General features: G+C 39.7%; 28 protein-coding genes. 7 read left to right on the top strand and 21 right to left on the bottom strand.

What is annotated here, in order from left to right:
* Positions 1-12 precede the first annotated feature (12 nt).
* Positions 13-690 (top strand): metal-dependent hydrolase, encoded by a 678-nt coding sequence (locus HDE70_RS24295; RefSeq protein WP_183892083.1) that lies wholly within the window; start codon positions 13-15, stop codon positions 688-690.
* A 67-nt stretch (positions 691-757) separates the two neighbouring features.
* Here the strand turns inward: HDE70_RS24295 and polA are convergent, their stop codons facing one another.
* The 6 genes from polA to trmB form a co-directional block, all read right to left on the bottom strand.
* Positions 758-3,571 carry a DNA polymerase I gene (gene polA, locus HDE70_RS24290; RefSeq protein ID WP_183892082.1) on the bottom strand — a complete coding sequence of 938 codons (2,814 nt, stop codon included), beginning with the start codon at positions 3,569-3,571 and terminating at the stop codon, positions 758-760.
* Positions 3,572-3,678: 107 nt separating this feature from the next.
* Positions 3,679-4,374 (bottom strand): type II CAAX prenyl endopeptidase Rce1 family protein, encoded by a 696-nt coding sequence (locus HDE70_RS24285; protein ID WP_183869179.1) that lies wholly within the window; start codon positions 4,372-4,374, stop codon positions 3,679-3,681.
* Positions 4,375-4,938: a DNA-3-methyladenine glycosylase I gene (locus HDE70_RS24280; protein WP_183869180.1), complete on the bottom strand. Its 564-nt coding sequence runs from the start codon at positions 4,936-4,938 to the stop codon at positions 4,375-4,377. It lies immediately after the preceding gene.
* Positions 4,939-4,946: 8 nt separating this feature from the next.
* Entirely contained in the window at positions 4,947-5,288 is a 342-nt protein-coding gene (locus HDE70_RS24275; RefSeq protein WP_041882030.1) for a carboxymuconolactone decarboxylase family protein, read from the bottom strand.
* Positions 5,289-5,303: 15 nt separating this feature from the next.
* Positions 5,304-5,630, bottom strand: a complete 327-nt coding sequence (locus tag HDE70_RS24270; RefSeq protein ID WP_183869181.1) for an MGMT family protein — start codon at positions 5,628-5,630, stop codon at positions 5,304-5,306.
* The gene (trmB, locus tag HDE70_RS24265) at positions 5,630-6,280 is read right to left on the bottom strand and encodes a tRNA (guanosine(46)-N7)-methyltransferase TrmB (protein WP_183869182.1); all 651 of its coding nucleotides are present in this window, start codon (positions 6,278-6,280) and stop codon (positions 5,630-5,632) included. The genes HDE70_RS24270 and trmB overlap by 1 nt, the downstream gene beginning before the upstream one ends.
* Positions 6,281-6,397: 117 nt before the next feature.
* Between trmB and HDE70_RS24260 the strand changes: the two genes are divergently transcribed.
* Both HDE70_RS24260 and HDE70_RS24255 read left to right on the top strand, forming a co-directional pair.
* Entirely contained in the window at positions 6,398-7,327 is a 930-nt protein-coding gene (locus HDE70_RS24260; protein ID WP_183892081.1) for a GDP-L-fucose synthase family protein, read from the top strand.
* A 67-nt stretch (positions 7,328-7,394) separates the two neighbouring features.
* A complete protein-coding gene (locus tag HDE70_RS24255) occupies positions 7,395-8,327 on the top strand; it encodes a hydrogen peroxide-inducible genes activator (protein WP_183892080.1) in 933 nt (310 codons plus the stop codon).
* A gap of 17 nt (positions 8,328-8,344) precedes the next feature.
* On the opposite strand, the gene HDE70_RS24250 is transcribed toward HDE70_RS24255, so the two are convergent.
* The 4 genes from HDE70_RS24250 to HDE70_RS24235 all read right to left on the bottom strand — a co-directional run bounded on the left by HDE70_RS24250 (position 8,345) and on the right by HDE70_RS24235 (position 11,447).
* Positions 8,345-9,811 (bottom strand): serine hydrolase, encoded by a 1,467-nt coding sequence (locus tag HDE70_RS24250; protein ID WP_183892079.1) that lies wholly within the window; start codon positions 9,809-9,811, stop codon positions 8,345-8,347.
* A gap of 135 nt (positions 9,812-9,946) precedes the next feature.
* On the bottom strand, positions 9,947-10,552 hold the full coding sequence (locus HDE70_RS24245) for a superoxide dismutase (RefSeq protein ID WP_183892078.1): 606 nt from the start codon (positions 10,550-10,552) through the stop codon (positions 9,947-9,949).
* Between the two features lie 80 nt (positions 10,553-10,632).
* Positions 10,633-11,106, bottom strand: coding sequence for a nucleoside deaminase (locus HDE70_RS24240; protein ID WP_183892077.1), 474 nt, complete (start codon positions 11,104-11,106; stop codon positions 10,633-10,635).
* A 5-nt stretch (positions 11,107-11,111) separates the two neighbouring features.
* Complete coding sequence (locus HDE70_RS24235; RefSeq protein WP_111632849.1) at positions 11,112-11,447, bottom strand: tRNA-binding protein; 336 nt, start codon at positions 11,445-11,447, stop codon at positions 11,112-11,114.
* Between the two features lie 90 nt (positions 11,448-11,537).
* Between HDE70_RS24235 and HDE70_RS24230 the strand changes: the two genes are divergently transcribed.
* Together HDE70_RS24230 and HDE70_RS24225 are read left to right on the top strand one after the other, a co-directional pair.
* Positions 11,538-12,725, top strand: coding sequence for a class I SAM-dependent rRNA methyltransferase (locus tag HDE70_RS24230; protein ID WP_183892076.1), 1,188 nt, complete (start codon positions 11,538-11,540; stop codon positions 12,723-12,725).
* Positions 12,726-12,808: 83 nt separating this feature from the next.
* Positions 12,809-13,720, top strand: a complete 912-nt coding sequence (locus HDE70_RS24225) for a bestrophin family protein (protein ID WP_183869189.1) — start codon at positions 12,809-12,811, stop codon at positions 13,718-13,720.
* A 3-nt stretch (positions 13,721-13,723) separates the two neighbouring features.
* Here the strand turns inward: HDE70_RS24225 and HDE70_RS24220 are convergent, their stop codons facing one another.
* The 5 genes from HDE70_RS24220 to HDE70_RS24200 form a co-directional block, all read right to left on the bottom strand.
* Positions 13,724-14,779, bottom strand: a complete 1,056-nt coding sequence (locus HDE70_RS24220) for a nucleoid-associated protein (protein WP_183869190.1) — start codon at positions 14,777-14,779, stop codon at positions 13,724-13,726.
* Positions 14,780-14,823: 44 nt separating this feature from the next.
* Positions 14,824-15,606 carry a TerC family protein gene (locus HDE70_RS24215; protein WP_183869191.1) on the bottom strand — a complete coding sequence of 261 codons (783 nt, stop codon included), beginning with the start codon at positions 15,604-15,606 and terminating at the stop codon, positions 14,824-14,826.
* Positions 15,607-15,686: 80 nt separating this feature from the next.
* The gene (locus tag HDE70_RS24210; protein WP_183869192.1) at positions 15,687-16,970 is read right to left on the bottom strand and encodes a hypothetical protein; all 1,284 of its coding nucleotides are present in this window, start codon (positions 16,968-16,970) and stop codon (positions 15,687-15,689) included.
* A complete protein-coding gene (locus HDE70_RS24205; RefSeq protein WP_183892075.1) occupies positions 16,967-17,509 on the bottom strand; it encodes a hypothetical protein in 543 nt (180 codons plus the stop codon). The genes HDE70_RS24210 and HDE70_RS24205 overlap by 4 nt, the downstream gene beginning before the upstream one ends.
* Complete coding sequence (locus HDE70_RS24200; RefSeq protein WP_183869194.1) at positions 17,499-18,056, bottom strand: RNA polymerase sigma factor; 558 nt, start codon at positions 18,054-18,056, stop codon at positions 17,499-17,501. The genes HDE70_RS24205 and HDE70_RS24200 overlap by 11 nt, the downstream gene beginning before the upstream one ends.
* A gap of 148 nt (positions 18,057-18,204) precedes the next feature.
* Here HDE70_RS24200 and aspS point away from each other — a divergent pair, with 148 nt between their 5' ends.
* On the top strand, positions 18,205-19,950 hold the full coding sequence (aspS, locus tag HDE70_RS24195; protein WP_183892074.1) for an aspartate--tRNA ligase: 1,746 nt from the start codon (positions 18,205-18,207) through the stop codon (positions 19,948-19,950).
* A 76-nt stretch (positions 19,951-20,026) separates the two neighbouring features.
* Here the strand turns inward: aspS and HDE70_RS24190 are convergent, their stop codons facing one another.
* Positions 20,027-21,100 carry a serine hydrolase domain-containing protein gene (locus tag HDE70_RS24190; RefSeq protein ID WP_183892073.1) on the bottom strand — a complete coding sequence of 358 codons (1,074 nt, stop codon included), beginning with the start codon at positions 21,098-21,100 and terminating at the stop codon, positions 20,027-20,029.
* Positions 21,101-21,163: 63 nt separating this feature from the next.
* On the opposite strand from HDE70_RS24190, the gene HDE70_RS24185 reads away from it, so the two are divergent.
* Positions 21,164-22,207, top strand: coding sequence for a serine hydrolase domain-containing protein (locus tag HDE70_RS24185; protein ID WP_183892072.1), 1,044 nt, complete (start codon positions 21,164-21,166; stop codon positions 22,205-22,207).
* Positions 22,208-22,210: 3 nt separating this feature from the next.
* Here HDE70_RS24185 and HDE70_RS24180 read toward each other — a convergent pair whose 3' ends face one another.
* The 5 genes from HDE70_RS24180 to HDE70_RS24160 all read right to left on the bottom strand — a co-directional run bounded on the left by HDE70_RS24180 (position 22,211) and on the right by HDE70_RS24160 (position 25,820).
* Positions 22,211-22,738 carry a TlpA family protein disulfide reductase gene (locus tag HDE70_RS24180; protein WP_183869198.1) on the bottom strand — a complete coding sequence of 176 codons (528 nt, stop codon included), beginning with the start codon at positions 22,736-22,738 and terminating at the stop codon, positions 22,211-22,213.
* 312 nt (positions 22,739-23,050) lie between these two features.
* Entirely contained in the window at positions 23,051-23,491 is a 441-nt protein-coding gene (locus HDE70_RS24175; protein WP_183869199.1) for a hypothetical protein, read from the bottom strand.
* Positions 23,475-23,855: a phage holin family protein gene (locus tag HDE70_RS24170; protein ID WP_183869200.1), complete on the bottom strand. Its 381-nt coding sequence runs from the start codon at positions 23,853-23,855 to the stop codon at positions 23,475-23,477. The genes HDE70_RS24175 and HDE70_RS24170 overlap by 17 nt, the downstream gene beginning before the upstream one ends.
* Positions 23,856-23,931: 76 nt before the next feature.
* Positions 23,932-24,198 carry a YtxH domain-containing protein gene (locus HDE70_RS24165; RefSeq protein WP_068404836.1) on the bottom strand — a complete coding sequence of 89 codons (267 nt, stop codon included), beginning with the start codon at positions 24,196-24,198 and terminating at the stop codon, positions 23,932-23,934.
* Positions 24,199-24,413: 215 nt separating this feature from the next.
* A complete protein-coding gene (locus HDE70_RS24160) occupies positions 24,414-25,820 on the bottom strand; it encodes a sigma-54-dependent transcriptional regulator (RefSeq protein WP_068404834.1) in 1,407 nt (468 codons plus the stop codon).
* Positions 25,821-25,952: the final 132 nt, after the last annotated feature.

Here is a 25,952-nt window from a genome sequence, read left to right as displayed (position 1 = left end):
AAACACATAAAGATGAAATACACCTATTACGGACAATCCTGCTTTCTTTTAGAAGCTGATGGAAAGAAGTTTCTATTTGATCCATTTATTACACCCAATGCGCTGGCTTCAGCAGTTGATATTTCAAAAATTGAGGCTGATTATATTTTGGTAAGTCATGGACATGGTGACCATGTGGCCGACCTTGTTCTTTTAGGAAAACAAACCGGTGCAGTGATTATTGCAATGCCTGAGGTTGCTGCATGGGCAGAAAAACAAGGCCTGACTAATATCCACCAAATGAATTACGGTGCTGCGAAATTTGACTTTGGAAAATTACGTATGGTCTGGGCTACACATTCAAGTTCAATGCCTGATGGCAGCTATGGTGGAAATCCTGCGGGATTCGTACTGGAAACCGGGGGTAAAACAATCTATTATGCAGGTGATACTTCGTTGAATCTTGACATGAAGATTCTTGCTGAGCTATACAGTTTAGATTATGCAATACTGCCGATTGGTGGTAATTACACGATGGATGTGGATGACGCTTTAATTTCCACTAAATACATTAATTGCAGCAACGTGATCGGTGTTCATTATAACACTTTCCCGGCAATTGAGATTGATACAAAGGATGCAGTTGAGAAATTCAAGAGAGAAGGTAAAGTATTGTTGTTACCGGAAATAGGAGAAACAATTCAGCTTTAAAACAAGTTATTGCATAAAAAGGCCGCTGTTTTCAGAAAACAGCGGCCTTTTTATATAATTAAAGTTCTTAATGTGCTTCCAGCCAGGTATTCCCTTCGCCGATTTCGATTTCAATCGGTACAGTTGTTTTGATGGCATTCTTCATCCGGTGTGTGATAATTTTCTTCATCGCATCAACTTCCGATTTCAACACATCAAACACCAACTCATCATGCACCTGCATAGTCATTTTGGACTGTAACTTCTGGTCCTTAATATCCTGATGAATATGAATCATTGCGATCTTAATCATATCAGCCGCAGATCCCTGTATCGGAGCATTAATTGCATTTCGTTCTGCAAAACCACGGACCGTCTGATTAGCCGAATTGATATCTCTTAAATATCTTCTTCTGCCCATCATCGTTTCTACAAAGCCATTTTCACGTGCAAAGTTCATGGTATCCGTCATATATCTTTTGATACCCGGATATTGTGCAAAATATTGCTCGATCATTTCCGCAGCCTCTTTTCTTGGTATACCCAGGTTCTGAGATAACCCAAAAGCAGACTGTCCGTAAATAATACCAAAGTTTACTGCTTTCGCATTCCGGCGCTGCGTAGAATCAACTTCCTCAATGGTGATTCCGTAAACTTTAGCTGCCGTTGCCGTATGGATATCAATTCCTTTACTAAAAGCATCCAGCATATTTTCTTCCTTACTGATATCAGCAATAATACGAAGCTCTATCTGCGAATAATCCGCCGAAAGCAATACATGATCCGCATCTCTTGCAATAAATGCCTTACGGACTTCCCTGCCACGTTCTGTACGGATAGGAATATTCTGAAGGTTCGGATTATTTGAGCTTAATCTTCCCGTAGCTGCTACTGCCTGGTTGTAACTGGTATGTACACGGCCTGTTTTTGGATTAACCAATAAAGGAAGTGCATCTACATAAGTTGATTTTAACTTTTGCAGCTGACGGAAATCAAGAATATCTTTTACAATATCACTTTTATGTGCCAGAGCCGATAAAACATCTTCTCCAGTTTGATATTGGCCTGTTTTTGTTTTCTTTGCTTTAGGATCAAGTTTCAACTTATCAAAAAGAACTTCACCCAATTGTTTTGGGGAAGCCAGGTTGAATACGACACCCGCTTTATCATAAACACTTTGCTCAAACCTGCGGATATCAACTTCCAGATCTTTAGAATAGCTGATCAAAGTTTCCATATCAATTCTAACCCCCTCCTTCTCCATATCCGCAAGAACATAAACCAGTGGGTTTTCGATATTGGTGATCAGCTCTTCTGCGTTCAGGTCTTTCAATATTGGCCTGAAAACATGGGCAAGCTGTAAAGTCACATCAGCATCTTCTGCTGCGTAATCAACCACACTTTCTACAGGTACATCTCTCATTGTTCCCTGATTCTTTCCTTTGGGGCCAATTAACGTAGTAATAGAGATTGGTGTGTATCCTAAATAGTTTTCCGATAGTACATCCATATTGTGACGTGTATCAGGGTCAATCAGGTAATGTGCCAGCATCGTATCAAATAATTTCCCTCTGATATCTACACCATACCATTTAAGCACTAAAATATCGTATTTAATATTCTGTCCCGTCTTACCTATTTTTTCATTCTCCAATACCGGTCTGAATTCATCAACAACCGCCTGCGCTTCTGCCTGATCTGCCGAAATAGGAATATACCATGCTTTTCCAGCTTCAATACAGAAAGACAGCCCAACCAGTTCTGCTCTGTTCGCATCTATTCCGGTTGTTTCAGTATCAAATGAGATACTTTCCTGCTGAAGCAATAAATCAATTAATACTTTTCTTTTCTCCGCGGTATCTACCAGCTGATAATCAGGTTTAGTATCTGCAATTGTTTTTCCTACCGGAGGCTGTTCAAATAAGTTTGGTAATTGTTCAAAGGGTTTCGCTTTGCTGACAGGTTCGTCCACTGCATTACCAAATAAATCAGTTTGCTGTGATACGTTTGCTTTCGCATCCCCGATACTGAAACCGTCTCCAAATACGCGTTTACCTAAAGTACGAAACTCTAATTCCGCAAAAAGAGGCTCTAATAATTCTCTGCTAGGCTCTTCTAACAATAAAGACTGTTCATCAAATTCAACTGGAACATTCAGGATAATCGTTGCTAATTTTTTAGAGATCATTCCCTGATCGGCAAATGCAATCACGTTTTCGCGCTGCTTACCTTTCAACTGTTCCGCATTGGCAATAATGTTCTCCATGGAACCGTATTGTTTGATCAGCAGTTTCGCAGTTTTTTCGCCTATTCCAGGGATTCCAGGAATATTATCAACTGCATCTCCCCATAAACCAAGGATATCAATAACCTGTAATACGTTTTCTATTTCCCATTTTGCAAGTACTTCAGGAACACCAATGATTTCCATCTCATTGCCCATTCTTGCTGGTTTATAGATAAAGATATTATCAGAAACCAACTGCGCGAAATCTTTATCAGGTGTCATACAAAAAACAGTGAACCCTGCTTTTTCGGCTTCTTTAGCCAGCGTCCCTATAATATCATCTGCTTCAAAACCATCCTTGGTAATTACAGGAATGTTAAAGCCTTCAATCAGTTTAAAGATATAAGGTAAAGCAGCAGATAAATCTTCTGGCATACTTTCCCGGTGTGCCTTATAAGCAACAAAATCAGTGTGTCTTTCCGTAGGTGCATCTGTATCAAATACTACCGCGATATGACTTGGTTTTTCCTTTTTCAGGACTTCCATTAAAGTATTGGCAAAGCCCATTACTGCGGAGGTGTTGATACCGGTAGAGGTAAATCTAGGGCTTTTACTTAATGCAAAATGCGCTCTGTAGATCAACGCCATACCGTCAAGCAGGAAAAGTTTCTTCATTAGTATATATTTATATTTTTATCAATATTGAACCCTGCCAGCTACTTCACAGGTTATCTGCCCAAAGTTAACATCTGAAGATGAGCTAACCTAATTTGCGATTATTTTTAGTATTTGGAGATAAATAAAAGTACAGGAAAGAAATTATACATGGCATGAAGTATAATGGAATATTTAAGCCCGTAATTCATCCGGGTGTAACCCAAAACAAGAGCTACAGCCAGCTGAGGTAAAGTGTACAATATCCCCAAAGGTAACAGGCTGATCCCTTTCTCATAGTTACTGAGATGTACCAGCGCAAAACAAATCGCGGTCAGGTGAAAATGCCACGGAAAAATCCGCTCCCAGAATTCAAACTTTAAAGTGATGCTCCGGGCCAGATTATACCGGTAGACCAGGTATAAAATGATAAAAATAAAAGGACTGATCAGAAAAGCCCAGTTTGTTTGAACTATAACGCTTAAAAATGCACCACAGATAAATGCTATAAAAGCAATGCTAGCCGTAAAACGCCTCAACTGCGCTCTGAAAAGAAGTTCTTCAGATAAAGGGGCCCAAATTACAGCCATTGCAAAGAGTACAATCTTTGACATCTTTTTATGGTCAATTACGGATGGTCCAGGATCAGGAATCAGCTTCAGCCCGATTAATATTCCCATTAACATTCCGCAGCCAATACCCACTACGATACAGATAAAAGCTAACTTTAATAACAAGCTAATTGGCTTATCTGCCTTTGCAGGAATCCTGATCAGATAAGGACGCTTCAGGTAATTTGTTAAATCAGAAACCAGCTCCAGCATTTAGCGTGCAATACAGCCCTCAATATGATCATTAACCATTCCTGTAGCCTGCATATGAGCATAACAAATTGTTGTTCCGAAAAACTTGAAACCCCGTTTTTTCATGTCGCCACTAATCGCGTCAGATATTTCTGTTCTTGCCGGAACCTCCGCCAGAGATTTGAAACGATTGACAACAGGTTTCCGGTCTGGCAAAAATCCCCAGATATAGTTGGAGAAAGAGCCGAACTCCTTTTGTATTGCTATAAAAAGCTGTGCATTTTTAATGGCAGAATTGACTTTGAGCTTATTTCTGATAATCCCGGTATCATTCATTAACCGTTCTGCATCGGCCTGCGTAAAAGCGGCAACCTTTTGTACATCGAAATCAGCAAATGCCGCACGATAACCTTCTCGTCTGCGCAGAATCGTAATCCAGCTTAAACCAGCCTGTGCGCCTTCCAGAATCAGGAATTCAAATAAAACATGATCATCATAAACAGGCTTACCCCATTCTTCGTCATGATATTTTATATACAAAGGGTCGGTTCCACACCAGCCACATCTTTTCACTTCTGCGCTCATGTGCTCTATTACATGCTTAATTCATCCCAATACTCTACCGCACGGCGGTAATGCGGGATAACAATAGAACCGCCAACCAGGTTTGCGATCATGAATACTTCATTAATTTCTGCATCGTTCACGCCTGCATCAAAACATTTTTCCAAATGATATTTGATACAATCATCACAACGCAAAACCATAGAAGCTACCAGGCCCATCATTTCTTTGCTTTTTACATCCAGTGCTCCGGCAGCATACGTTGTGGTATCCAGTGCAAAGAAACGCTTGATGTTTGTGTTGGCAGTTTCCATGATCCTGTCGTTCATCTTTGAACGGTAGTCATTAAATTCTTCTACTAATTTGCCCATATAATATTTAAATAATTACAGCTCCAATGCCGGGTCCCAAAAATGGGTTTTAAAGTCCTTTATCTTATCCTGCTCGATCACCAGTCCTTCGTTTTCTAATAATTCCTGCATCAGCTCCGGAGTGGGAAAATGAAATTTCCCGGTCAGTAATCCTTTATGGTTTACGACCCGGTGCGCTGGTATAGGAGGTAATGCATCATGAGCATTGTTCATTGCATAACCTACCAAACGGGAAGATTTTCCAGCTCCAAGAGCTTTCGCAATTGCGCCGTAAGAGGTTACTCTCCCTTTTGGGATTAACCTCACTACTTCATAAACCTGCTCATAAAATGATTGTTCCATTAGTCAAGAGAGAATTGGATGTAATTTATATTTTTATCTTGTTTTAAATAAATTCTTTCGTAGTGCGTTTTGATCTTTAATACCTCATCATAGAATTCTGAAGTATATAAATGATCTGTCTTTTTATAACATGGCAGATTTAATTCTTCCACTTTTTCAACGGTATAAGCATATAAACCGTCATTGTCGGTCTTTAAATTAATCTTACCCCCTGGTTTTAAAAAGCCTTTATACTTGTTCAGGAAGCCTGGAAAAGTTAATCTCTTCTTTTCTCTGCTGTCTTGCGGCTGCGGATCAGGAAAAGTAATCCAGATCTCATCCACTTCGTTTTCACCAAAATAGCCTGCAATATCCTCAATCTGTATCCTTAAAAATGCCAGGTTATTGATGTTTTCATCTACTCCGGTTCTCGCCCCTCTCCAGATGCGGTTCCCTTTTAAATCTATGCCTATAAAATTCTTCTCCGGGAAAAATTTAGCCATATTAACTGAATATTCTCCTTTACCACAAGCCAGTTCCAGTACTACCGGATTGTCATTTTTAAAATGCTGCGATGCCCATTTGCCTTGAAGCGCCATTCCTTCCTCCATCTGATAGACATTCGGGAAGGTATCAATTTCAGCAAATTTCCTTAACTTATCTTTACCCACTATTATTTTTTTTATGCAAAAATACAATTTAATCTTTTCAGCGTCTGTTTAATTTTAGATGGGTGGTTATGCTCGGCTGTAATTCGTATTTTTGTAAGAACATTACTTCAGAACAAATTGGAAAAGAGCGCAAAAATTTATATCGCAGGCCATCGTGGGATGGTAGGATCAGCTATTCACCGTAAATTGCTGAGTGAAGGTTATACAAACCTGGTTACCCGGACTTCTTCAGAGTTAGACTTGCGTAATCAGCAGGCTGTAACAGACTTTTTTGCAGCAGAGAAACCTGATTATGTATTTCTTGCTGCCGCAAAAGTAGGCGGTATTATCGCTAATAACACTTACAGAGCTGATTTTCTCTATGAGAATTTATCAATCCAGAATAATGTAATTCATCAGGCTTATGAAACAGGTGTCAAAAAACTGATGTTCCTGGGTTCAAGCTGTATCTATCCGAAATTAGCTCCGCAGCCTTTGAAAGAGGAATATCTTTTAACAGGTTTGCTGGAAGAAACCAATGAACCTTATGCAATTGCTAAAATAGCAGGTATCAAATTATGTGATGCTTACCGTGCACAATACAATTGTAATTTTATTTCTGTGATGCCGACTAACTTATATGGTTACAATGACAATTACCATCCTCAAAACTCTCATGTACTGCCTGCGTTAATCCGCAAGTTTCATGAGGCAAAAGTTAACGGGACACCAGAAGTCGTGATCTGGGGATCAGGCTCACCAATGCGCGAATTCTTATTTGCGGATGATCTGGCCAATGCCTGTTATTTCTTAATGCAGAATTATAATGAACCTCACCTGATCAATATTGGTACCGGAGAGGACTTAACTATAAAAGATCTGGCACTGCTGGTCAAAAAAGTAACCGGATTTGAAGGTGCACTTACTTTTGACAGCACAAAACCAGATGGTACACCCCGCAAATTAATGGATGTATCGAAATTACATAGCCTTGGATGGAAACATCAGGTGGAACTGGAACAAGGAATCCACCTGGCTTACCAGGACTTTCTGGCTAAACATATTTAGTCAATTTTAGCTGGCCGTCATATAACTAAAGTTTATACATTTGTAAAAGAAAATAAACTTTAGCTATATGACCTTAGTTCAACTAGAATATATTGTAGCAGTAGATACATACAGAAGCTTTGTTGGCGCAGCCGAAAAGTGCTTTGTGACCCAGCCAACGCTGAGTATGCAGGTGCAGAAGCTGGAAGAAATGTTGAATGTTAAAATATTTGACAGAAGTAAACAACCTGTTATCCCTACAGAAATCGGCTCTCAGATTATTGAGCAGGCCCGCCTGATTCTTCAGGAAAGCCAAAAAGTCAAAGAAATCATCAGCAGTCAGCAGCAGGATATCGTTGGCGAACTTAAAGTAGGTATCATCCCTACCGTAGCTCCCTACTTATTGCCACAGGTAATTGCTGCAATGATGGAAAAATACCCTGAATTAAAGCTATTGATCTGGGAATATACGACCGAAGATATCATTCATCATCTTAAAACAGGTGTACTGGACTGCGGAATATTAGCGACTCCGCTTGGTGATAATTCAATCACAGAAATGCCGATGTACTACGAGAATTTCGTGACCTATATCAGCAAAAACAGTAAACTCTTTAAGAAGAAAAACATCGATGCAAACGATCTGGAAGATGAAAATATCTGGTTGCTGAATGAAGGTCACTGTATGCGTTCTCAGGTCCTTAATATTTGCAGATCGACTAAAGATAATCGCTTACAGGGTTTGACTTATAACACCGGAAGTGTAGAAACATTGATCCGCATGGTAGACATGAATAATGGCGCTACATTATTGCCTGAACTGGCTTTAGCAGAATTAACCCCTAAACAACTCAGTAAAGTAAGGACATTTAAGTCTCCTGAACCAGTTCGTGAGATCAGTTTAGTAACCCACAAGAACTATATCAAGAAAAGAATGCTGAACGCGCTTAAAGAAGAGATCTTAGCGGTCATCCCAAAAGCAATGAAGCAGAAAAAGAAAAAAGATATTGTAGGAATTTAGCGCATCATTATCCTGAATTAATTGCCTGATTTGAGTTCTTTAAGTGCCTTTAATGCCGTCTCGCTTTTTGAGTTAAGTGAGAGGCATTTTTCATAATTAATGATCGCCAGTTTTTTATTCCCCATTTTTAAGTATAATTCACCGAGACTGTCATATACATTAGCAGACTGCGGGAATTGCAAGGCGTTTAACGCAAAGACTTTAAGCGCATCATCTTCCATATGCTGATCCCGGAGCAAACTATAGCCAAGGGAATTCAGACCCGATTCTGCATTTGTAAAATCATAGGTATCCTTATGGCTACTCAGTTCTTTATGAAGCTGCTCCACATTAAGCTTAGTTCTGGACAACGCCCTCCTTATGGCATAAGCAACTGTCGTTTTCTGCTTTTTTAGCGGAATTCCTCCTAATAGACTGTTTAACAATTTATCAGTTAAAAGGGTTGCTATCCTTGTATTTTTTTCATTCGCCAAAACTGCCACACCAATCTTTTGATCAGGTGAATAGCGGATTACGGCTATCCCCATCCCACCAGGATGCCCCATAGTCTGGAAATCTCCATAAGACTCAATTTCTGAAGCGATACTATAGCCCTCATTGGTAACAGAGTCTTGTATATAGATCCTGTTCTTAGCGAATACTTCTCTTTCAATCAGCTTCAGGGGAACTATTTTACCACTATTGAGTGTCAGAAAAAGATTAGCCATATCGCTTGCTGTAGTATTGTAGCCAGCACCAGTACTTTGCACAAGGGGGTAGAAGAATTTTGCGGGTAACGGTCTCCCGCCTGTCACTTCATAATTGACCGGTAAATCAGCAGGGTTACTAATTTGTTCCAGATGATGCGTATGTTTCATCCCTGCCGGATCCAAAACGCTTTGCTGTACAATATCCTGCCAGGATTTACCTGTTTTCTCAGAGATAATCATCGCCATCATGGCAAAAGTAGTTTGCTGATAACGCCAGTTTGTACCGGGCTGAAAATCCAGTGGCATATCCTTAATCAAATCAAAGTATTGACGGTAAGTCAGCTTTCTTTGCTGCTCTTCATTCATTTGGGCAAAAGGAGTTTTATCTGTTGAAGGGATGCCCGAAGTCAGATTCAGTAATCGCCATAAAGGAATATCCCCCCAATCTGACCTTACCCCCGGAATATAAGTTTTCAAAGGTAAATCCAGATCAACTATGCCATTTTCCACCGCTTTAAGAACGCTGAGGTTAGTAAAAAACTTAGTGGCAGAAGCGAGCATCCCCGGTGTATTCTTGTCAAAAGGACTGTTCTTCACGACATTCGATAATCCATATCCTTTGCAAAGGATCACCTGATTTTCTTTCACAATCGCAACGGAAAGCCCGGGAACCTTATAAATTTCCAGCATCTCTGGAATCAGCCGGTCAGCCTCCCTAACCAGATCTTTGTCTATTTGCTGCCCAACACTAAAAAGCGGGAGGATAAGAAGGAATACGGGGATTAAAGACTTCATAAAGTTACGGCTGTTATTCAGTATATCGTTTACCAAAATAACAATTAGTTTCCAGGAAACACCGATAGATTTACATTTAAATTAAAAAAGGGCACAACCGAAGTCATGCCCTTTTTATTCAAGATTTCTTAAAGCTTATGCTTTTTTGAAACGTTCAGCAACTGCATCCCAGTTTACTACATTCCAGAATGCAGCGATATAATCAGGACGTTTGTTTTGATATTTTAAGTAGTAAGCATGTTCCCAAACATCCATTCCTAAGATTGGAGTACCTTTAACTTCAGCAATATCCATTAATGGATTATCCTGATTAGGTGTAGAAGAAACAACTAATTTACGGTCAGCACCAACGCTTAACCAGGCCCATCCAGAACCAAAACGTGTAGCACCTGCTTCAGCGAATTTAGTTTTGAAATCAGCGAAAGAACCGAAAGCAGCTTTAATTGCGTCAGCTAATTCACCTGTTGGCTCACCACCTTTATTGTGGCCCATAACTTCCCAGAACAAAGAGTGGTTAAAGTGACCACCACCATTGTTTCTTACTACTGCTGGAAACTTAGAAATGTGTTTAACGATTTCTTCCAGACTTTGAGAAGCCTCAGGTTTACCTTCTAAAGCTTTATTTAAATTAGTAACATAAGCCTGGTGATGTTTATCATGGTGAATTTCCATGGTAGTTTTATCGATATGCGGTTCTAATGCATCTGTTGCGTAAGGTAACGCAGGTAATTCAAAAGCCATATTATTGTATATTTAAGTTTAAAAATTAATGGTCCACAAAGATAACATTCGAGGTTAAGTATTGTTCAGTATTTTGTCATTTACCCTCGTTTGTTCTCAAAGAAACGCTTCATCAATTGCGCACATTCCAGTGCCAGCACTCCTTTTTGTGTGATCGTTTTTGGATGCAGCAAATTAGCATTTTTACTCGTAAATCCACGCTTCTCTTCCGAAGCGCCATAAACGATCCTGCTGATCTGCGTCCAGTAAGCCGCACCAGCACACATCACACAAGGTTCCACAGTTACATAAAGTGTGCAATCCTTCAGATACTTACCTCCCAATGATAAACTTGCTGCGGTAAACGCCTGCATCTCTGCATGCGCAGTGACATCATTTAACTGCTCAGTAAGGTTATGTCCGCGTCCAACGATCCTGCCCTTACAAACGACTATTGCCCCAATCGGAATTTCCTCCTGATCAAAAGCTATTTGTGCTTCCTGCAAAGCAAGACGCATATAATGTTCATCTTCTTGTGGCAGATCCTTTTCTTCAGAAAAATTATAATAACTCATTTAGTTTAACACAATTTACTGCCATTGGGTACTTTTCCCAATAGCGTTGTCAATACAATACTTCCATCTTCATCCGCAAATCCAGTGACCAGAAACTCTGACATAAACTTGCCAATCTGCTTTTTAGGGAAGTTAACCACACCAACAATTTGTTTGCCGACCAGCTCTTCTTTAGTGTAGTGAGCGGTGATCTGCGCACTGCTCATTTTCTGTCCATATTCGCCAAAATCCACCTTAACTTTATAAGCCGGTTTTCGGGCTTCAGGGAAATCCAGGACTTCTAAAATTGTGCCTGCTCTTAATTCGACCTTCTCAAAATCATTCCAGTCAATAGGTTCCATATCCGATCTCGTATTTGTACACCGATAAAATTACGAATCTTCAGCTTATAATGCCCTATGTTGACTATTGCTTTTTGTTACCTTTGTAACATGATTGATGTTGTACTTAAAAAAGGCAAAGAAAAAGCCGTCCACCAAAAACACCCCTGGGTATTTTCAGGAGCTATAGATAAAGTTAAAGGTAATCCATTGAATGGAGAGGTAATCAAGGTTCTTGCAGCCGACCAGTCCTTCTTAGCTTATGGCTATTATAACGGCCAGTCACGCGTAGCAGTGCGTTTATTGGAATGGGAAGAAGACAACATTATTGATAAAGCCTGGTATGAAGTGAGATTGAAAGATGCAATTGCTTCCCGCGCACACTTACTGAGCGATCAGCAGACAAATACCTGCCGTTTGGTATTTAGTGAGGCCGATTACCTGCCTGGACTGATCGTTGACAAATATGCAGATTATCTTTCTTTACAAATCCTGAGCGCAGGAATGGAGAATGTTAAAGCAGAACTGATTGAAATTTTAATTGCTGAATTAAATCCAGTCGGGATCTTTGATAAAAGTGATGCCAATGCACGTACTCACGAAAATCTTGAAGTTTCACAGGGTTTACTCTGGGGAGAAACTCCACCGGAATTTATCGAGGTTAAAGAAAATGGCGTTCGCTACCATATCAATATTGCAGATGGACAGAAATCTGGTTTTTACTGCGATCAGCGTGATAACCGTGAAATCCTTGCTGCTTATACTAAAGACAAAGAAGTACTGGATTGCTTCTGCTACAGTGGCGGATTCACTTTAAATAGCCTAAAACATGGCGCTAAACATGTAACCAGTGTAGATAGTTCAGCACTGGCTATGGAAACCTTAAAACATAACCTTGGTTTAAACGACTTCATGGAACATCAGCAGACCAGCGTACAGTCTGACGTAAATAAACAATTGCGCGTTTTCAAAGAAGATGGAAAACTATTTGACGTGATCGTCCTTGATCCACCAAAATACGCCCCTTCAAGATCTGCTTTAGACAGAGCTGCACGTGCTTATAAAGACTTAAATAGATTGGGAATGCTATTGCTGAAAAAAGGCGGTATCCTGGCTACTTACTCTTGTTCAGGCGCTGTTGATCTGGAAACTTTCAAACAGATTATTGCCTGGGCAGCATTGGATGCTGGCAGAGAAGTACAGATCATCAAACAATTCCACCAACCAGAAGATCATCCGGTGAGAATTTCCTTTCCAGAAGGAGAATATCTTAAAGGTTTATTGTTGAGGGTATTATAATAGAAATAAAAGCATTTTATTCATAGGGGTAGCAAACAAATTTGCGTTTTGTTTGTAGATTAGACAAAACGCAAATTTCCCGAATGCTAATAGTACACAATATCCGGTTAAGCCGTATTCTAAGGAATACCTGGCAAGTAGACCTTATCATGATCTTTTCCTGCACAGGGGCGTATCTGACCAGAGCGTTCCTGATTAAACATAACTTTGAGATCCCAGCTATCATTCCTACCGTTTTAGGTACCGCGATAGCTTTTTTTATTGGATTTAATAATAACCAGGCTTACGACCGATGGTGGGAAGCCCGCAAAATATGGGGTTCATTAGTCAATGATTCCAGGTCATGGGCCAGAAGTATAATCACCTATATCTCCCAGAATGAAACCAGCGACCAGGAATTTAAAGCCTTAAAAGACAGAATGGTCCGCCGCCATATCGGTTTTCTCTATGCCCTTAAAGCCAAACTAAGAGATGCAGTTGATGAAAATTATCAGCAATACCTGGATGAGGCAGATCTGAAAGAAATCAATCTCCACAGTAACGTACACAATGCCATTTTAACCCTGCAATCCAGAGATCTGCAACAATTGAGTAAAGATGGACTGATTGATGGTTTTCGTTTCATGGAACTGAACAAGCTCCTGGTTAATTTCTCCGATCATATGGGAAGAGCTGAACGGATTAAAAACACAGTTTTCCCGACCACTTATAATTACTTCACCAAAGTCTTTATCTGGTTATTTGTGGTTTCACTGACTTTAGTAGTGAGTCATGAAGCAGGTGTATGGGCTATATTTATTGGCTGGCTGGTTGGTTTTGTCTTTGTATCTACGCAGATCAACGGAATGAGCCTGATCGATCCTTTCGAAAACAACTCTTCCTCAGTGCCACTAAACCAGATTACAAGAACCATAGAAATCAATCTATTGGAAATGATTGGCGCAGAAAAAATTCCCGCGCCAGTTAAGCCTATCAATGATGAATATATCTTGTAAATCTTATTCTTCTTCTTTAAAATAAACTTTGTAGTAATTCATGGATTTATCATCATCGAAGCCCTTTTCGATAAGTTCTTTATTTCCATGAATATAGATATGGAAGTTTTTATCCAGTTTAAGCACGCTTTTAAAAGCTTTAGCTTGTTTTTTAACCGCAGCACCTGAGATATCAAAACTATCAGCAATAGGCGTTTCAAATTCTTCCTCATAACTCTTTTTATAGTTTTTGAAAGATTCGATCCCTTCCTTATTCCCGATTACCTCGTTAGAAAATTCATCCATATCAAAGCTTTCTTTCTCTTTGAAATACTTCATAGAGCGGTTCAGCAGATCTATCTTGTCTGCTTTAGTGATATCGTACTCCTGATCAAGTTTTTCGGTTACAAAGCTTTTATAAACGCCCAGTACGTTCTTAGTCTGATTGTAATTATCATTTCTGACCTTAAGCTTCAAAAACTCATCTTTCCAGTAAACTGCCTCATTGCTTTTATTCGTCTGATCGATAACCGCAACCTTGTACCCCTCTTCTTTCTCGGTATTAAAAATAATGCAGCCCTTATCCAGCTTATTGATATTGATTGCATCTTCTTCATAACTCAGTGCAAAGCCAGCCTGTTCAGGAGAAACCTTCAAATAAGTCTCTTTAGTCTCCGATTTAAAAATACCAATCGCATCATGCAGCTCACCTTCTATCTGTACATTCTCAAAATAAGCCACATACAGCTCACCAGCCTTAATTTTGGGATGATTAGAGGTATCATACAGATATTTTGCCAACTGCTCACTGTTTTTGTGAAAGTGCTCTCCATTTTCAAATACCTGTTCCACGAAATGATAAACCTCATTCAGGTTTAAGTCATCGTTCGGGTGAAAAAAACGAAAGATCTCATTTGTTTTTTCATAAGGACTTAAAAAATACTGGATCAGCACGTTTTTCAAATGCTCATCCTGAATTTGCATGGAGGCTTCAGACAATACATAAAACTCATCTTGTGCTTTATTGCCAATCCTATGTATAGAAAGCTCTGACAGAGACGCTTCTGGAAAATAAATCATATACGCTGTAATTTTTAGCTTAGTTAACGGGTCGCAAAAATACTTTATTTTTCTTCTTTTGCAGTATTTCTAAGCTCCACAGGTTTGGTAGATTTCTTCTTCATTCTCAGGTTCAGCATCTCCACCAGTACAGAGAATGCCATGGCAAAATAGATATATCCTTTAGGAATATGCTGATCAAGTCCTTCTGCCAATAAAGAAACACCGATTAATAACAGAAAAGAAAGTGCAAGCATTTTCACTGTAGGGTGATTATTCACAAAGTCACTGATTGCATTAGCAGACACCATCATAATAATTACCGCTATAATTACCGCAGCAATCATGATTTCAACATGGTCTGCCATCCCGATTGCTGTAATTACAGAATCTAAAGAGAAAACAATATCCAACACAAGGATCTGAGCAATTACGCCAGCAAAAGAATGGACTTTAACTTTTCCTTCTTCCTCCTCTTCGCCTTCTAACTTCAGGTGAATTTCATGCGTACTTTTATAGATTAAGAACATCCCTCCCACAATCAGAATCAGGTCGCGTCCTGAAATAGCGAGTTTCTCCAACCATTCTTTATTGTCCAGGCTGATCCATTCTCCAACGTTAAATAAAGTGGCTGTCAGGCTCATCACCCAGCTTAATGATAAAAGCAATAATACACGGGTAATCATAGCAAGCCCTAATCCCAGTTGTCTGCCTTTTTTTTGCTGATGTGCAGGCAGTTTCCCTGAAAGGATGGAGATAAACACAATATTATCAATCCCAAGTACGATTTCTAAAATTGTCAGGGTTAACAATGAGATCCAGGCTTCGGGTGTACTAAAGAATTCCATAAATTAAAGGTTTTGCTGTAAAGCTAAAAAAAAAGCTTGTTGAATTAATCAACAAGCTTCACAACAATTAGTTTATTTTTTTACCTGAAAGTAACTGACCCATAGTCTGATTTTATACGGACTGCGCTTCTTCCGCCACTCCCGATTTTGCCGGTATAGTTTTTCGAATTATCATCGTCCTGTGACCCCGACTGACGTACAGTCACCCGGTCTCCGGATTTAAATCCGCTATAACTTGTTTGTACGTTGAAATCACTATTAAAGCCCTCAGCGAATTTTAATTTTGTATCTACATAATCGGCATCAATCGTTAAATTCCTGCATCCTGTCCCTACTTCAGCGATATCAAAATTATTATAGCTCATCTTAAAAAAGCCATCACCTCTTAAAGCGCCAATTTCTACATTAGCGTACTGTGATTTGAGATCAAGTTTTCCTACAGTTCCTATTTTAATACTATTGTATTGCTGTCTGATGATTGCATTCCCTTTGATATTATCAACTCTCACATTAGCGTATTGAATATCAAGATCAAGATTATTAACATTGGTAATACTGATTCCGGAACCGTATTGCTGCTTGATGATCGCATCCCCTCTGATCGTATTGATACGAACCGTTACATATTGGGCATTCAGATCCAGTGTTCCAGCAGCTCCGATAGTCAGGCCTGATCCATATTGCTGTTTAACAACAGCTTTATTAATATCAGTAATCGTAGTTTTGCCATACTGAACAGAAACATAATTATTTGCGCTGGATAGTTTTCCGGCGATAAAATCTCCATACTGCACTTTCGCATAAAGCGGGCCCGCAAAATCATCCATATTGACATTACCAAATTCCTGTGTTAAAGTCAGAGAGTTTGTGGCTGGCATATAAACGACATAGTTCACCTTTACTTCCCTCCTGCGGCCACGTCCCGTCCATCTGCTTCCGCTGCCTATATTGGTTTTACAAGTTACCTGATCGCCGTCCTTTTCGGCCGAAATATTAACCTGATCGATTAATCTTTGAGCCTCTCTATCCTCATTACTAAATGCTTTGATTGAAACATCAATTTTCACTTCCCTTTTGTCCCAGATCTTAATTACCATTGCTCCATACTGATTATGAAGATTTATTTTATCAGACGGACTTATAGAAAAGCTCTTGCTGAAGTTTTTAGAGCGCATCGGATCATCCCCATTTTGCGAATTTTCCTGAACTCCGTGACCAGCATGCGACGAGCGGCCGGAAGCAGACGAACTACCCGAATTTGCTACATAAACAGGCTCACTGCTAACTTTAGTGTCTGTTTCGCTCTGTGCACTGGCCATACTAAATGAACATAGCAGAGCGCCTGCAAGGATCAGATTTTTCATATACTATTCTCCTTTTTATATTGACTAACTTCATTAATAATTGACAATTGCTGATTCAGCAACTGAATCTGAATTTCCAGGTTCCTGACCATTGCCTTAACCACCATTTGCTGATTCGGGCTCCCGGCCATTTCTTTGTTTAATCCCTCATAAGTTTTATTCAGCACCTCAAAATCTGCTTTAAACTTACGGTAGAGTTCAGGGTTTGTTTTTGCAAAAGCCTGTAAACTATCCTGTTTCTGCTCAATTATGCTTACAAACTTCACTTGCTTCTGTGCATATACCGGATTTACATCCTCCACACTGATCTTTCCTCTTTTCCCGGGAATCACATACAAGAAGGTGATCCCCAGCACCACAAGCAGTGATGCAGCAATTCCAGCCCATAGCTGAAGATTAAAAGACCGTTTAAGTTTTTTTTTCTGTTTTTCTTGTTTATCCAGTTCCGCTTCAATTTTATCCCAGAGGCCAGCTGAAGGCCTGTCGGTATCGAACTCCCTCTTATTGTCTCTGATAAAATCTTCTAATTTAGTACTCATCTCTTGCTCCTCTCTTTTCTAATATATTTCTCAATTTGGTTTTTGCTCTCATTAATTGTGACCGGGAAGTAACTTCCGATATTTTCAGGATATGGGAAATTTCCTCATGATCGTACCCCTCAAATAAATACAGCGTAAGTACCACTCTATACCCATCAGCCAGTCCTTTTACTGCTGCTTTCACCTCTTCTACTCTCCACTGCAAATCTTCCTGATCTGCTGATTCCTCTGCCGCAATCTCCACCCCATCGAGGTTCGTGAACTCCACTCTTCTTTTGCGCAGACAGTTAATCGATTTATTCACGATGATCTGTTTTAGCCAGAGGCCAAAAGTAGTATCCCCCCTGAAATCGCCAATCCTCAAAAAGGCATCCAAAAATGCTTCCTGTACAACATCTTCAGCCTCAGCTTCATGATTTACTATCCGCAGCGCAGCGCTGTACATAGCTCTCTCATACAATTTGTACAATTCAAATTGTGCGGCCCGGCTACCTTTCCGGCAAGCGTTAACCAGGTCTATATTTTTGTCTATGTATACTGCTTCCAATGTTCTTCGTATTCGTTATAAATGACATCATGATTTCACAAACGTTGCACCTTAATGAAAAAACTTTTGAATATACTTCGTTAAATCAATAACCCTTTGTAATATATGGCTCAAAATGAATATTTTTGCGGCTTAATCCGATGAAAAAATGTTAAGAACAACAACTTGCGGAGCGCTGACGATTGAGAATCTAGGCGAAAGCGTAATTCTGTGCGGTTGGGTACAGAAATCCAGAGACTTGGGAGGAATGACTTTTATTGATATCCGTGATCGTTACGGTATTACCCAATTGGTTTTTAATATGGATGATAACACTCAGCTCTGTGAAAAAGCCCGCAGTTTAGGTCGCGAATTTGTGATCAAGGCCAGTGGACTTGTTGTTGAGCGTTCCAATAAAAACCTTAAAATGCCAACGGGAGAAGTGGAAATAAAAATCACTGATCTTGAAATCCTGAATGCTTCGAAGATTCCACCATTCTTAATTGATGATGAAACCGATGGCGGCGATGATTTACGTATGAAATATCGTTACCTGGATCTGAGAAGGAATCCGGTAAGAAATAATATGGTACTGCGTCATAGAATGGCTCAGTCTGTAAGAAAATATCTGGATGCTTTAGATTTTATCGAGGTGGAAACTCCTGTATTGATTAAATCAACACCTGAAGGCGCAAGGGACTTTGTTGTACCAAGCCGGATGAATGCTGGTGAATTCTATGCTTTGCCACAATCTCCTCAAACCTTTAAGCAACTATTGATGGTTTCTGGTTTCGACAGATACTTCCAGATTGTAAAATGTTTCAGAGATGAAGATTTACGTGCAGACAGACAACCTGAATTCACCCAGATTGACTGTGAGATGTCCTTTATTGAGCAGGAAGATATCCTGAACACTTTCGAAGGACTGATCCGTACCTTATTTAAAGAGGTTAAAAACTTCGAATTACCAGAGGTTCCAAGAATGCAATATTCGGATGCTATGCGCTGGTATGGTTCTGATAAACCTGATACACGTTTCGAAATGCGCTTTGTTGAATTAAACGAAGTAGTTAAAGGTAAAAACTTCCCGGTATTCGATAATGCAGAATTAGTAATTGGGATCAATGCAACAGGTTGTGCGCATTATACACGTAAACAGCTGGATGAGCTTACTGACTTCATTAAACGTCCGCAGATTGGTGCTACCGGCTTGATTTACGCTAGACACGGTGAAGATGGTTCAATCAAATCATCGGTTGATAAATTCTATAGCGAAGAAGACCTGAAAGGATGGGCTGAGGCGCTTCAGACTAAACCTGGCGACCTGATGCTGTTAATGGCGGGCACTAAAGATAAAGTACGTAAACAATTAAGTGAATTACGTCTTGAAATCGGTTCCAGACTAGGTTTACGTGATAAAAACGTATTCAGTGCATTATGGGTACTTGATTTCCCTCTTTTAGAATGGGATGAAGAATCTGAACGTTACCATGCAATGCACCACCCTTTTACGTCCCCTAAACCAGAAGACATCGCAATGCTGGATACCAATCCGGGCGAAGTAAGGGCAAATGCTTATGACATGGTTGTTAACGGTACTGAAATCGGCGGTGGCTCTATTCGTATCCATGACCGTACTTTACAGGCTTTAATGTTCAAGCATTTAGGCTTTACTGCTGAAGAAGCACAAAAACAATTCGGCTTCCTGATGGATGCTTTTGAATTCGGAGCCCCTCCACACGGTGGTATTGCTTTCGGTTTCGACAGACTTTGTTCAATCTTCGCGGGCTTAGACAGTATCCGTGACGTCATAGCCTTCCCAAAAAACAATTCAGGAAGAGACGTGATGATTGATAGCCCTTCGACCATCGATGAAAAGCAATTGAAAGAGTTAAAAATAAAGACCAATTTATAAGGAAACGTTCAGGATCTGTTCCTGCTTTTCAAGCACAAAAGCCTTTCAGTGCAAACTGGAGGGCTTTCGTGCTTTATTATTTACCAGAAAAGCCCGGCACAATATATTTAGCCAGGATCTCAAAAGCCTGCTTGCCCTTAAAAGACTGATAATTCCCCTGCGTAAACACCACCGTTAAGTCTAGATCTTTGAGTATAAAGATGAACTGTCCCCCATTCCCCGAGGCGAAAAGTAAATCCTGCTGTATATCCTTTGTTTTCAGCACCTCACGATACCAGTAAAACCCATAAAAAGTGGGCTGAGGGATAAGCAGCTGACTTCTGCTGGATTTCGCATTGGAAAAATCAGGAATAGGAATATCACAAACCGTAGACTGGCTGATCCAGTGTTTAGAAATAAGCTGTTTTCCCTTCCAAATCCCATTACCCTTTACCAGTTGCCCTAATTTAACCATATCCGCAGGACGAATATAAAACGACCCGCCAGTCATTCCATGTCCGGCAGGATCAACCGTCCATTTATAATCAATAATACCCATTGGCTTAAATAAATACTGTTCTGCAAATGCCATAATAGTCATCCCTGAGGCTTTGCTGATTACGCCACTTAAAATCATGGGATCAACGGAAGTATAAGACCAAAGTTCACCCGGCTTATATTTCATCGGCAGCTCCAGAGAAAACTTTACCCAATCCTTACTCAAACTCATTTCCTCCTCGCAATCCTTAGTATCGTTAAACTCCTCACAATCAAACCCCGACTTCATTTCAAGCAGGTCCTTAAGGGTCATTTCTCTTTTGAGCTTATCCTTTCCAAAAGCCGGATACTGCGGAAAAAACTCATAAACCCTTTGATTAACACCTTTAATCAGTCCACGATCAATCGCTATCCCAACCAGCAAACTTGTAACCGACTTAAAAGATGAGCGGGAATCATGCAAAGAATTCTGATTAAAACCATTGAAATAGCGCTCATAAACCGCCCTATCCCCTTTAAAAACCGAAACACTATGAATCTTAGGATAATGTCCCTGCTCAATTGCGCTGGTCATTTGAAGTAAAAGTGAATCCGCATTGATTTTAACATCTTGCGCAGCCGCACTCAGGCTAAACACCAGAAATAAAGCACAATGAACCACAACTTTCCTCATCCCTCTAAGTTATATAATATTACCTTTATCTTAAATCAATTTCTTTCCAAATCTTATTACTTTATGTCTTTTCCAAAACTGAATTACTTCTTTCTGTTGGCCCTAACCCTTCAGACTATTTCCCTTTTCGGACAAGCACAATCCCTGGAAAGAGCCTTTCCACGCCTCGATTCACTACTAAACGTCAAAAATAACAAACCATTCAACGGCACAATTATTATCGCCACGGATAGAAAAATAGCCTACGAACGCCAGCATGGATCTTCTGTACCCGGAAAAAAAACTCCTTTTAATGAAAACAACCAGTTTGTTATCGGATCTGTCAGCAAACAAATCACTGCCGTACTGGTCTTAAGAGAACTCGACAAACATAACCTGAACCTTAAGGATCCTATCAAGAAATACCTGCCTGAATTAACCATGTCATGGGCAGACACCGTGACTATCCACCAATTACTTACCCACACGCATGGAATTACCACACTGGACAAGCCACTGGCCTACCCCGCAGGCTCAAAATTTAACTATTCCACAATTGGCTATCAGTTACTAGGAAAAATTGTAGCTAAAACCTCTGGAAAGACTTTTCCAGAACTATCAAATGAATTATTTATTCTTTGCGGGATGAAAAACACCTTTGATCCCAAACTAAAAAAACACCAAAAACTTGTCAACGGTTATGTTGAAAAAGAAGACGGTAAACTACACCTTGAAAAATCCCCTCTGGAAGAATTTACCCCAGCAGCGACCTTTATCTCAACAGCCAGGGATTTAGTCCTCTGGAACAGCGCTGTACATTCAGGAAAGCTTCTTTCCGCAGCAACCTATAAGCTGATGATCACACCTTATGCAACCAGACAACATGTATTTCTTGGAAAAACAGACTACGGCTATGGCCCTACGATTACGAATACCGATAATCTGCTTCAAATAGGCCAGACAGGCTATATTCCCGGTTTTGTTTCCATGGATTATTATTTCCCACAAACAAAAACCAGCATTATCATGCTGCAAAACACCGCATGGGACTTAAACGACCTTTCAAAAACCTTCAGCTATCAATTACAAGCCCTAAAGATCCTTAAAGAGACCTTACTCCACCAATAACTCTTATTTCGTTTCTGCCTTCTTAAGATGCGTATCAATCAACTCAACCAACGCAGCAAACTCTTTAGGTTCATACCCGATAGACTGATAAATAATCTTTCCACGCTCATCAACCAGTATATTCCTCGGAATAGACTGCAAAGCAAACTTTTTGAATATTCCCCTATCAGTATCCGGCAGAATAGGGAATGTAAAACCCTTTTTCGCTTTAAAAGGGATCAATTTGTCCCAGCCCTCTTCCCGTCCAAAAACAAAAAAAGCGAACCCCGCATTGTCCTTATACTTTTCCCAGATCCTTTTCTGAACCTCCGGAAGCTCCTCATTACAAGGAGGACACCAGGTTGCAAAAAGATTAATCAGAATTAGCTTCCCCTTATAATCGCTAATAGATACCGATTTTCCTTTTTGGATCTCAAAATTAAAAACAGGAACAGCGTCCCCAATCTTAGTTAAAGTGCCCTCATCCTTCTGCGCAAAAGAAACAAACGGCAACAAAGCGAACAACACGATAAAATATTTTAGCTTTCTCATAAGAGTATATGTCTATACACAATAATACCAAAATAAAACTATTCCCCCATCTCTTATTTCTCCTCCATACTTCGCCAAAATATTCTCTTCCCTTCTTTCCCTCAACGCTTCGCCATTTTATTTCTTCTTCTATTTCTCCTCCATGCATTGCCATCCTGCTTTCCCCCCCAACCTGTCAAAACCGCATTACATAAAAATCAGGCCTCTAAAAAAAATAAGGCTGTATGGTTTACGAACATTGACCATCCCTTCAGATGGGCGTAGTTCGCAAACCATACAGCCTTATTTTTTTTAGCCGTACGATAACTTTATTTAAAAGGACTCACTGTCAGGCGGAATCCCATAATCCACAAACCCCGGTCTTTTTTCCTTTTTCTTTTTCCCTGTGAACAAGCCCTTCACCGTATTAAATATCGCAGAAATATGTTCCGCATCCAGCGTTTTACCAACCTTACTCGTCGCTAATCCTACCAATGCCCTTGTAATAAAACCTGACCCCTTAAACAGCGTCCCATTCATTAAAATAGGCAATGCCATAGACATCAGTCTGCTGCTGATATTCAGCTTATCGTCAACCTTTAAAAACGCAGATGGCGTAGCATATTTCTTAATCAGGCTACCCAAAGTAAACTGTTTAAGATAAACCTTAACATCATCCTTAATCATTTCCTCCTGCATCTTATAATCAACCTTAAGACTAATCATTCTGACGTTCAGATCTTGCAGGTTATTAATTTCATACTTTTTGCTCATCTTCTTCGTCCTCCTGTAGTTTTTTAAAATATTTCCTGATCGTGAAGTTGACAATAGCCTTCTCAATGAATTTCTCTTTAGTCACATACACTATAATTGCTAAAAGCAGATAAAGCAGCGCAACACAACCAAAACCAGCGGTATAACTGGCAAAAAGTGTAGATAAGAAGAGCGCAAGCGTAACCGTCCCTAAAATAAAGGCCAGCACAAAGCAAACACCCACAATAGCATTGGTAATTAAGTCAGCAAATACTTTGGCAGACCTTTTAATTAACACCAGCCGTGCGTATTCTATCCGGGTATCCACGTAGGTCTTAGCCTCCGAGAACAACTCCTCAATATTCTTTTCTTTCTTCTCCTCCATTGGTAATTAAACTTTAGCTTGTTCTGATCATAAATATGCAGAACTACTTATAATAACTCATTAATAAGAATATTGTTTAAGCGTGTTCCGCATCATCAACAAATTCTTCTTCAGCTTCATGCAGTTTACTCTTAACAGAGCTTACTACTTTATCTTTTAAGCCCGTCAAATGATCAATCTCATCTGCCGCTCTCTCTTTTATTGCATCACCAAGGTCTTTCAATGACTGATTCAAACGGTCACGAGTTTCACTACCTTTTTCAGGCGCAAACAGCAACCCTAATGCTGCACCAGCAGCCAAACCTGTTAATAATCCAATTAATACTTTTGAGTTATCGTTCATGACTTTAATTTTTATGTTTAATAATTGATTTTGTAGCGATGTAATTGATAATAAGGTGGTATTATTTGTTATAACTCTTTAGCCACGGGAATTGTTTTAATCTTTCTGAGAATTTAACAGAATAGAAATCTTTCAAACCGGAGATAAAAGATAAACCGGAGGAAACAATGTACAACACCGTCCTTTACTAAGTTAATACGAAGAATGGAGTGGACTTAGGTATCCAGGTTAATAGCCTTCATTTTATTGTAAAGGGTCTTCCTGTCTATATTCAGGATCTTTGCAGCCTTAGTCTTGTTAAAGTTCACCTCACGAAGCACTTTCAATATGGCTTCATATTCAGCCTCTGAAGCTGCATTCTTCAAGTCCCTGGACTTCTCATGGTTCCTGTGAATCGTATTTTCAATGGCAGTTACTTTTGCGTCAGTAGAAATTTCCAGCGGAAGTGCTTTAAGCTGGATTTCATCAGATTCTGTCAGTAATGTTGCTCTTCGGACCACATTCTTTAGCTCCCTTACATTTCCCGGCCAGTTATAGCTCAGGAAACACTCTTCCACATCCTTAGAAAAGCCCAGTACATTTCTGCCCAGCTCCTCATTTGCGAAATCAAGAAAAGTCTTTGCAAAGATCATAATATCTTTTCCCCTCATGCTCAATGGCGGAAGGTTAATTGCGAATTCATTAAAACGGTGGTATAAATCCTCTCTGAAACGTCCTCTCTGGATCGCTGTAGCCAGATTTTCATTCGTTGCCACAATAATACGGACATCAAGATCAATCTCTTTTGTGCTACCAATACGCTTAATTTTTCTTTCCTGAACCGTTCTCAGTAAAGCAGCCTGTAAATCATAAGATAAGTTTCCTACTTCATCCAGAAAAAGCGTTCCGCCATTTGCCATCTCGAAATGACCGATTTTTGTATTTAATGCACCCGTAAAAGATCCTTTTTCGTGTCCAAAAAACTCACTCCCTGCAAGTTCCTTTGTTAAAGAACCACAATCCATAGCCACAAAAGGGTTATCCCTTCTTGGACTGTTCAAGTGAATAGCTTTCGCTACAGATTCTTTTCCAGTGCCACTTTCGCCAGTCAGGATTACACTGTATGACGTTGGTGCTACCAATTGAATTTGCTTTAACAACTCTTTTGAAGCCTGACTCTGGCCGGCCACAAAATTTTCTACCTGGTTATAAACAGGCTTTGAAGTCTTGGCTTTTTGTACCTCAGATCTAACACCTTCGGCAGTAGTATCATTTAATGCTATTTGTGTATCAATAGCTTTATTTATAGTATTTAAGATTTCATCCGGATATAAAGGCTTGGTAATATAGTCGTAAGCCCCTAATTTAATCAGTTCAACAGCAAGTTTGATATCCGAATAGCCAGTAATAATAATCACACCCGTCTGTGGATAATTCTCTTTAATTTTAATGAGCATTTCCTTTCCGTCGGTGTCCTCCAGCCTGTAATCACATAAAACAAGGTCATACTGATCCTTACTCAGATAGTCTTGTGCAGAAACGCCACTAGTCGCAGTATTCACACTAAACCCATTTCTGGTTAAGAATTTTGACAGTAATAAACCTATATTAATTTCATCATCTACTATTAGTATCCTTTTCATATCTGGCAACAAATTCTAAACTTATTCGATGATAAATATAAAGAAATATTTTATATGGGAAATATTTTCTACACTTATATATTTATATTCCCCTTAATCGCATACTTATCCCCGAAAACGCTCCAACCGGCT

The sequence above is a fragment of the Pedobacter cryoconitis genome (assembly GCF_014200595.1).
Lineage (GTDB): Bacteria > Bacteroidota > Bacteroidia > Sphingobacteriales > Sphingobacteriaceae > Pedobacter > Pedobacter cryoconitis_C.
The sequence above is the reverse complement of the archived record's forward strand: the minus strand, read 5'-3'. Positions and strand labels throughout refer to the sequence as shown.